7 protein-coding genes are annotated in these 6,684 nt (G+C 66.4%); 4 read left to right on the top strand and 3 right to left on the bottom strand.

Annotated features, from left to right (window positions below; translation table 11 throughout):
- Positions 1-67 precede the first annotated feature (67 nt).
- The gene (locus ACFV15_RS46270; RefSeq protein WP_378359636.1) at positions 68-415 is read right to left on the bottom strand and encodes a winged helix-turn-helix transcriptional regulator; all 348 of its coding nucleotides are present in this window, start codon (positions 413-415) and stop codon (positions 68-70) included.
- A gap of 63 nt (positions 416-478) precedes the next feature.
- On the opposite strand from ACFV15_RS46270, the gene ACFV15_RS46265 reads away from it, so the two are divergent.
- A complete protein-coding gene (locus ACFV15_RS46265; RefSeq protein ID WP_378359634.1) occupies positions 479-1,321 on the top strand; it encodes an SDR family oxidoreductase in 843 nt (280 codons plus the stop codon).
- Positions 1,322-1,386: 65 nt separating this feature from the next.
- Here ACFV15_RS46265 and ACFV15_RS46260 read toward each other — a convergent pair whose 3' ends face one another.
- The gene (locus tag ACFV15_RS46260) at positions 1,387-2,226 is read right to left on the bottom strand and encodes a serine protease (protein WP_378359632.1); all 840 of its coding nucleotides are present in this window, start codon (positions 2,224-2,226) and stop codon (positions 1,387-1,389) included.
- Positions 2,227-2,573: 347 nt separating this feature from the next.
- Between ACFV15_RS46260 and ACFV15_RS46255 the strand changes: the two genes are divergently transcribed.
- On the top strand, positions 2,574-3,209 hold the full coding sequence (locus tag ACFV15_RS46255) for a cation diffusion facilitator family transporter (RefSeq protein ID WP_378359630.1): 636 nt from the start codon (positions 2,574-2,576) through the stop codon (positions 3,207-3,209).
- A gap of 223 nt (positions 3,210-3,432) precedes the next feature.
- Positions 3,433-3,825: a hypothetical protein gene (locus ACFV15_RS46250; protein ID WP_378359628.1), complete on the top strand. Its 393-nt coding sequence runs from the start codon at positions 3,433-3,435 to the stop codon at positions 3,823-3,825.
- Positions 3,826-3,930: 105 nt separating this feature from the next.
- Here the strand turns inward: ACFV15_RS46250 and ACFV15_RS46245 are convergent, their stop codons facing one another.
- Positions 3,931-4,308: a winged helix-turn-helix transcriptional regulator gene (locus ACFV15_RS46245; protein WP_378359638.1), complete on the bottom strand. Its 378-nt coding sequence runs from the start codon at positions 4,306-4,308 to the stop codon at positions 3,931-3,933.
- A gap of 411 nt (positions 4,309-4,719) precedes the next feature.
- Here ACFV15_RS46245 and ggt point away from each other — a divergent pair, with 411 nt between their 5' ends.
- Positions 4,720-6,495, top strand: a complete 1,776-nt coding sequence (gene ggt, locus ACFV15_RS46240) for a gamma-glutamyltransferase (RefSeq protein WP_378359626.1) — start codon at positions 4,720-4,722, stop codon at positions 6,493-6,495.
- Positions 6,496-6,684 lie beyond the last annotated feature (189 nt).

Below are 6,684 nucleotides of genomic sequence, written 5' to 3'. Positions count from 1 at the left end.
ATTGTTTCCTTCGCAAGAACAATCATCCCAAGTCAGAGGGCATCTGCGCGTCCACGACACGATCAACTCACCAAGATCCTCGGCGGATCCAGGCTGAGACAGGCTCCTGGATCGTCATAGCCCAGGCGCCCATGGCTTCCAGGACTTCGCGTAGTCCTTCACCAACAGGAGTGAGGCGGTACTCGACGCGTGGCGGGATTTCGGGGTAGGCGGTGCGGGTTACGATGCCGTATGTCTCGAACTGGCGCAGGCGGCTGGTCAGAGTATGCGGGCTGATACCCGGCAAAGCGTCGCGCAGTTCGGTGAAGCGGCGGGGACCGGGCAAGAGCTCGCGCACGATGAGCGTGGCCCACGGGCCGTTCAGCAGCGTGAGGAACCGGGCGACGCCGCAGTCCGGAAGGCAGGGATTCGTCACATTCCGACTGTATCCCTATTAGTGCAGTTGATGTAACCGATGCACCTCGTGCACTAATGAGATATGACCTACATAATCCACGGCGCCACCGGCGCCCAAGGCTCCCCTGTCGTCACGGCTCTCATCTCCGCGGGCAAGCCCGTGACCGCCGTGACGCGCACCGCCGAAGCGGTAGTGCCCGGCGCGCGGGCCGTGACGGCGGGCTATTCCTCCTCAGTGGAACTGAGCGAGGCCTACCGCGGCGCCGACGGCGTGTTCGTTCATCTCCCGGCGGCCGCCGAAGAGGACCGCCGCGTCTACGCGCGCAACATCGTCACCGCCGTCGCCACCGCCCGGCCGGCCCGCGTGGTGTTCTCCACCAGCGGTTTCGCTCTCGACACCCCGCAGAGCGCTGTCTCGATCCTCGTCGACGGGCTGGCGGACAGCGGCGTGTCGCATGCGGTGATCGCGCCTGAACTGTACTTGGAGAACCTGCTGATGCCGCACGTCATCGGACCGGCTCGCGACCGAGGCGTGCTGGGTTACCCACTCCCCGCGGACTTCGCCGTCTCCTGGGCGTCCCATGTGGACATCGCCGACGTCGCGCTCGCCCTGTTCGATCGCCCGGACATCTCCGGCATCGTCTCCGTCGGGCAGTACCCGGCCATCACGGGACCGGAGCTGGCCGAGGCCTTCGGCTCCCGGCTGGGACGAAACGTGGCCTACCAAGCCATCACCCCTGACGAGTTCCGCACCTCGCTCGCCCCTCTGCTCGGCGAACTCCCCGCCGCCGAGGTCGCGCGAAGCTACGAAGCCATGGCCACACTCGAGGGCCGCTCGATCGACCCCGAACTCTCCGCCCAGAAACTGCTCGGCATCACCCCCCGGACCGCCGCGCAGTGGCTCGCCCACGTCGACCTGCACTGAGTGGGTTCGTGAGTGTTGCCGACGGTTAGAACCGTCCGCAACACTCACGACTCGGTTCGCCGGCCTCAGCCTGCCGGCTTGGGAAGCAGGCAACCGGGGAGTTCGAGGTTGATGGCGCTGCCGGTCATGCAGCCGGCGAGCTGGTACGTCTGCTGGCCGTACTTGCCGCCCTTGCGGACGGTGACCGCACCCGACTCGTCGATCTCGCACGGGTTGCCCTCGGTGCACCGCTCACCGTTGTCGTTACCGGTGTTGTTGATACCGATGAGCTTGCCGGTGGCCACGTCCTCGATGGGCGCGCCAGAAGTGCCACCGACGGTGTCGCAAGCAGAGGTGAGGCGAATCGAGTCCTTGGTGATCCACTCGCCCTCCTTGAGACGGTGGACGATCGCGTCGATGTCGCAGCTGTAGATCGTCTTCAAGGCCCCGGCGACCACCTTGACGGCGGTACCCGCCGCCGGAGGGGTCGGCGAGATCTCCAGCGGGCTGATGCCGTACCTGTACTTGATCCGGTCGTAGCTGACGGAGAGTTCGTACAAAGTGATGTCAGTGTCGGTCATCGTGGCGTACGAGACCTTGGTGGCGTGCAGCGTGGCCTTCTTCTGGCCGTCCGGCGCCAGCAGACTGAAGTCGAGGGTGGATGGCTTGTCGACCAGCACCTCGCCGGGCTGGGGGAAGCCGCCCTCGTAGCAGTGGCCGTTGGTGAGCATCAGCGCTGGCCCGGCGGTGGGGGCACCCGCGAGCTTGACGAGTGAGCCAGAGCAGCCACCCAGGTCGACGGTGCCGGAAAAGTCGATCTTCTTCGCGGCGCCGGTCGCGGCGGACGCGCCGCCGGCCATCGGCGCGAGCAGCGTCACCGCTGCGAGCAAAGCACCAAGGGCTGCGCCACAAGCACGCTTACGCATGGCCGGGGTTCCTTTCGGCTGGCATGGTCACGTCACATTCACGGTAGCGTCAACACAATGGGGTCAGTCAGCTCACAGCGCCCGCCGAAATCCGATTGCGCCACCCTATCCAGCGGGCTGGCAACCCGGCTCTTCGAAGGCCTCGGCGACCACAGTGGACATCGGTGTTGGCGATCGGCACGGTTCGCGCTCAAACGCTGGTCTCCTCGCGGCCGCGCGGCGATCGCCGGGCGTCACTCGACTGGCACAGCAGAAGCGTCCCGCTGTCGACCATCGCTATGATCACGCCCGCCGGTGATCACGCCAGTCGCAGGCCGACACCCGAGATCGTGCGTTGAGGAGCAACCGTGGAACAACCCAAGGCGATGCCGGATGTACGCGGCGATGCCGCGCGACGGGCCTTGGTGCTGCAGTACGTCACGATCGCCTACAACGTGGTGGAAGGCATTATCGCGATCGGCGCCGGTCTGGCCGCGGCATCAGTGGCGCTGGTCGGCTTCGGTGTCGACTCGGGCGTCGAGATCGTCGCCGCGCTGCTGATCGCGATCCGGCTTCGCGCCGCGATCCGGACCGGCGCCGTCGACGAACGCAAGGAGTACCGCGCGCTGCGATTCGTGGCGCTCACGTTCTTCGCGCTGGGCGCCTTCATTCTCTTCGAGAGCGTCCGGGAGATCGTCACCGGGGCCAAGCCGGAGAAGTCGTTGGTCGGCATCGTGCTGACCGGGGTCTCCATCGTGACCATGTCCTTTCTCGCTTCCGCGAAACGCCGAACCGGATTGGCGATGAACTCGCGACTGGTCGTTGCCGACGCGGCCGAAACACGACTCTGCGTCTCGCTGAGCGTGACCACGTTCCTCGGCTTGGTGGCCTACGCGCTACTCGGCTGGACCTGGCTGGACGCGGTGGCAGGACTGGTCATCGCGCTCTTCGCAGTCAACGAAGGACGCCGCGCCTGGTCCGGCGAACTCACGTGCGACGGGTGACCTTCAGCTAAACCAAGGAAGTTTCTTCGCGAAACGCCCGTAACGGACCATCACGGCCGGCCCACGGCAATTTAGGAGCCCGGCGAGAACGTCGCTTTCCCTCCGAATTTCGCGATGATTCCCCCGCCGAATCGGGAACTTCACCACCATTGTTGCAATTACCTTGACGGACAGCACAAGATTGCGTGTCAGATCTTACCAACCTTCAACAAAGGTAGTTTTAATGCGTTTAAAGTCTTTGCTGTCCGGTACCGCAGCCGCGATGGTCGCCTTAACCGCGTCTCAACTGGTGCTGCCGTCCCCCGCCGCCGCGACGGGCGGACACTTCGCCCGGCTCAGCAACAAGTACCCAGATACGGTGAAATGGTGCGTCGAGGCGCGCGACAAGAACAACAAACAGATCTCGATCGGCTGTGACCTCGTCCCTGTGAGGAGCGTTGGGACTTTCAAGTGGCCCGCCCAGACCGACCACCTTGCGGCTTCACTTGAACGCGGCTCGGGACTCGGAGAGGTCGTATGGCACAACGAATATCTGGCCGCCAACAGGGACTGGTGCTACCGCTACACCATTTCGGGCACTATGCACGAGGCGCTGGACAAGCCGTGTAAGGAGTGAGCTGACGGAGCACGTATTCGTGGCCCGTCCGGGACGGATCGCCTCGGCCGGGCCACGCCATTTCAGCGGCCTCCGGGAAAAGTGCCGGGTCCGCGGTCAGGCGGATCAACGGGCGGCGTCGTACGCCTCGCGTGCCACCAGCACCTCCGCGGCGTGATCCTCCGCCCACTGCCCCAGCGCCAGCATCGGCGCGTGGAGCGTGCCGCCGAGCGCTGTCAGCTCGTATTCCACCCTGGGCGGCATCTCGGCATACACGTGCCGGGCGACGAGTCCGTCTCGCTCCAGGTCGCGCAGTGTCTCGGTGAGCACCTTCGCGCTGATCCCCTCGACCGCCGCCCGGAGGTCACCGAAGCGCAGGTTGCCACGGCCGAGTGCGATCACCACCAGCGCGGTCCACTTGTTGTCCATCCGCGCCAGCGACATGCGCGACGACCAGATCGGCGCGGACACGGTCCACTCAGGATTCTGCGACAAGGGCCACATCCACTCATCAGTCACGTTGAGGCAGCCGGTTACCAGCGGTGAGCATAAGGCACCACCGCCGAAGAGAACTGAGCGAGGTGACCGCACCGGGTCGCCGCGGAGCCGGTCTGGTGCTCAGTCCGGATTTGCCCGAAGAAGTCCATCGATCCGCGCATTGCCCGGCCACGCCGACCTCATTAGGCTTCGCGCGTCGCGACCGTCCGCTGGACAGCAGAGGTGCTGTTCGCGGTGGTCCCCGATGGCGGTCGCGATCCGCACCACTGTGCGTTTTCCGTTGCGGTGGCTCAAGTGCCGGTGGCGAGGATTCGGTGACCCGGTGATCAGCCGCTCACTCTGGTCACGTCAGGGACAACACCACTCCTTCCGATCAGCGCTCGAGCGCTCAGCCGCTTTGCTGAAAGGTTGAACCAGATGACCAAGGCCGGTGCACTCTGCCGGATCGTACTGACACTCGGTCTCGTGCTGACCTGCTCGACCGAGGCGCAGGCGACCAAGGCACCACCGCGGCCGGCGGAACAGACCGGCTGGGGAGGTGGTGTGTCCAGTGTGGACCCTGACGCGACGGCTGCCGGTGTCGAGGTCCTGCGCCGCGGTGGCAACGCCGTCGACGCGGCCGTGGCGACCGCGGCCGCTCTCGGTGTGACCGACCCGTTCTCCACCGGCATCGGCGGTGGCGGCTTCCTGCTCTACTACGACGCGCTGACCGGGCGTGTCCACACCATCGACGGACGGGAGACGGCGCCCGCGGCGGCGAACCCGGACCTCTTCGTGGAAAACGGCGCCGCGATGCCGTTCGACGATGCCAGGACCAGTGGCCTCGCTGTCGGCGTGCCGGGCAATCCCGCGACCTGGCAGACAGCACTGCGCCGGTGGGGAACACTCAGCCTCAGCGGCGCACTGCGCCCGGCCGAAATGCTGGCACGGCGTGGTTTCGTGGTCGACGAGACCTTCAACCGCCAGATCACGCAGAACGCCGCGCGCTTCGCCGACTTCACCTCCAGCCGCGACCTCTACCTGCCAGGAGGCAATGCGCCCGCGGTGGGCAGCACGTTCCGTAACCCCGAGCTCGCCGACACCTTGGGTGAACTGGCGCGGACGAACCTCGCCTCGCTCTACGGTGGTGCCATCGGACATGACCTCGTCCAAGCGGTACAGCATCCGCCACTGGCTCCGGAATCGAAGCGGGCGGCACGTCCCGGCGGGATGACCGTCTCGGACCTGCGGAACTACCGCACCACCGCACCCGAAGCCACCCAGATCCGGTACCGGGGCCTCGACATCTACAGCACCGCTTCACCCTCGGGCGGCGCCACGACGGGCGAGGTGTTGAACATTGTCGAGAACACGGACTTGCGCAAGGCATCGGAAACCCAGTACCTGCACCGGTTCATGGAAGCCACCAAGCTCGCGTTCGCCGATCGCAGCCAGTGGGTCGGTGATCCGGCGTTCATCGACGTTCCCGCGCGGGAACTGGCTTCTCAGCGGTTCGCGGACAGCCGTGCCTGCCTCGTGAGCGCCACCAAGGCGCTGCCCGCCCCTGTTTCACCGGGAAGCCCTCGCGATCCCAAGCCGTGCGCCACGACGGGTGATCAGGTGCTCCCCTCGGCGGAGGAGGAGCGCACCACCCACCTCGTCGTGTCGGATCGCTGGGGCAACGTCGTCTCGTACACCTCCACGATCGAAGCCGAGGGCGGCAACGGAGTGGTGGTTCCCGGTCGAGGGTTCCTGCTCAACAACGAGCTCACCGACTTCTCGTTCACGCCGACGGTGCCGGGTGACCCGAACCTGCCCGCCGCGGGCAAGCGTCCTCGATCGGCGATGTCACCGGTCATCGTGCTCAACCGCGGCAAGGTACTGCTCGCCGCGGGCTCGCCCGGCGGAGCGACGATCATCACCACGGTCACCCAGCTGCTCACGCAGCGCCTGGACCGGGGGAAATCGCTGCTGGAGGCGATCGCGGCACCGCGGGTGTCCCAGCGCAATTCGGCGGTGACACCCGCCGAACCCGCATTCCTGGCCTCCCCCGAGCGCGCTGAGCTCGAACGGCTGGGGCACCAGTTCAGCTCCACACCGGAGATCGGTGCGGCCACGGCGATCGAGCTGCTGCCCGACGGACGCTGGCACGCGGTGGCCGAACCCGTGCGCCGCGGCGGCGGCGCGGCACGCGTCGCCGTACCTTCCTTCTGATGGCCGAAGCATCGGTGGAATCCGGCTGGTGATCAAGCCAAGCAGCGCTTGACAAGTGTGGGGGGGCCGCTCCGGGGGCGCCCCACGCCGAATGTGGGGGTAATTTTTGGACTAATGAGGGCAAAGGCGCGCGGGGGGGGCGACCCCGGGGGATGTGTATTGGTGTGTTGGGGGTTTATACGCAGGCGC

Origin of the sequence: Amycolatopsis sp. NPDC059657, assembly GCF_042734395.1 — a bacterium.
Taxonomy (GTDB): Bacteria; Actinomycetota; Actinomycetes; order Mycobacteriales; family Pseudonocardiaceae; genus Amycolatopsis.
This window is presented reverse-complemented; position numbering and strand designations above follow the sequence as displayed.